The sequence below is a fragment of the Vibrio sp. Vb0349 genome, from assembly GCF_033338975.1.
Genome location: NZ_JAWOTS010000143.1, coordinates 1 through 1,570, shown reverse-complemented (window position 1 = coordinate 1,570; position 1,570 = coordinate 1). Strand labels below are relative to the sequence as shown.

Below are 1,570 nucleotides of genomic sequence, written 5' to 3'. Positions count from 1 at the left end.
CAACTAAACTTTTTGCGACCTTGAACCGCGCACTTTTTACTGTGTTGCCAAAAGTTTGTCTAGATATGCCCATTTGATCTGCGGCTTGTTGTTGGCTGAGTCCCTCTAAATCAGCCAAGCGCAGTGCTTCAAGTTCTTCTGGCAATATGGCGACTTGCTCCAACTGATGGAATGGCACGCCATTGGGCTTGAAACAATGGTGCGCTGCACGGCCGCATATTCTTCTTTCTATTTTTGGTCTTGCCATTATCGTCCCTCTCAAACACTGTGCTACGTTACGCCCAAATTATGGCATATGCCAATAACATTTTTGGCATATGCCAATAATCTAAGTTTGCAAAAATCGTATTTAATAAGATGCTGACTGTTTTCACACCACAACGCATCTTCAATTGCCACTTGCTTAAATCCAGCTCAATACTCAGTCCTACAATTCAAGCATTTACATGCGTTTGATGATTCTGACTACTTTGTCTCCAAGTCATGGCGCGACGCTTGGATAGCGCCAAAAACACCGGTTTTATTGACACAGATAGATCATTCTATTGCTTTGTTATGACGTAAACGTCGGAAACAGGGCTAATATTAATGGCATACAAAATCTTGATTTAAAGAGGGATAAAATGAAAAAGACAATGTTGGCGTTAACTGGTGCGGTAATTATTCTTGCAGGCTGTCAAGACGAGAAACCAGTAGAAACAAGTGCAGTTGAAGCTCCTCAAGCAGTAGAAATGGAAGTCACTGACACTGAATTGCCTGTCGATGCAGTACCAGTGGAAGAAGAACAAGTGATCACCACAGAAACGTTTGTAGACTCAGAACACAACGCGAAAAACGCGCTAGATTGGAATGGCGTTTACAAAGGCACACTACCATGTGCTGATTGCGCAGGCATCGACGTAACTCTGACGCTAAATCAAGATGGCAGCTACGTGCTTGAGCAAAACTACCAAGACAAAGAAGATGGCAAGTTCAAATCAGAAGGCCACTTCACTTGGGATGAAAACGGCAGCATCGTAACGCTGACCGACGAAGACGCACCAAACCAATACTTCGTAGGCGAGAACATGCTTATGATGCTAGACATGAACGGTGAGAAAGCAACTGGCGAATTAGCTTCGTTTTACAACCTAACAAAGCAACAATAATCGCCACTCTGACCTGATAGATGTTGAAAACCGAGCCTCCCCAAGCTCGGTTTTTTTGTCCTCCTCAACCTTCCCTTCCCCCAACCATACTGTTTTGTCATTAAGCAAAAAGCGAAATCACCGAAAGCCATACATTTCCATACGCTTTGCTGATAGAGGCTTACAACACCATTTTGTACACTGTTCAAAATAAAATAAACGGTACAGGAAATACAAATGAACAAGACACTTATCGCACTACTAACTTTGGCAGCAGCTGGCACCGCAACGGCAGGTGACACATACATCCGTAACGGCAACATCTACAACAACCAAGGTGGTTGGGTTGCGGAAGTGGGCGTAGCTCAAGGTAGTGACCTATTTAAAGATCAAAAACACAATACTGCACCAATCCTAAACGGTGGTTACCACGGTGAAGACTT

Annotated in this window: 2 protein-coding genes and 1 pseudogene; 2 read left to right on the top strand and 1 reads right to left on the bottom strand. The window is 43.7% G+C overall.

Annotated elements, in window-relative coordinates; translation table 11 throughout:
- A partial coding sequence (locus R7Q47_RS23990) for a DUF134 domain-containing protein (protein WP_318089675.1) occupies nt 1-247 on the bottom strand: 247 nt, incomplete at its 3' end.
- Between the two features lie 376 nt (nt 248-623).
- On the opposite strand from R7Q47_RS23990, the gene R7Q47_RS23985 reads away from it, so the two are divergent.
- A complete protein-coding gene (locus R7Q47_RS23985) occupies nt 624-1,148 on the top strand; it encodes a copper resistance protein NlpE (protein WP_020834930.1) in 525 nt (174 codons plus the stop codon).
- 216 nt (nt 1,149-1,364) lie between these two features.
- Nucleotides 1,365-1,570 (top strand): annotated as a pseudogene (locus R7Q47_RS23980) (MipA/OmpV family protein); the annotation flags it as partial.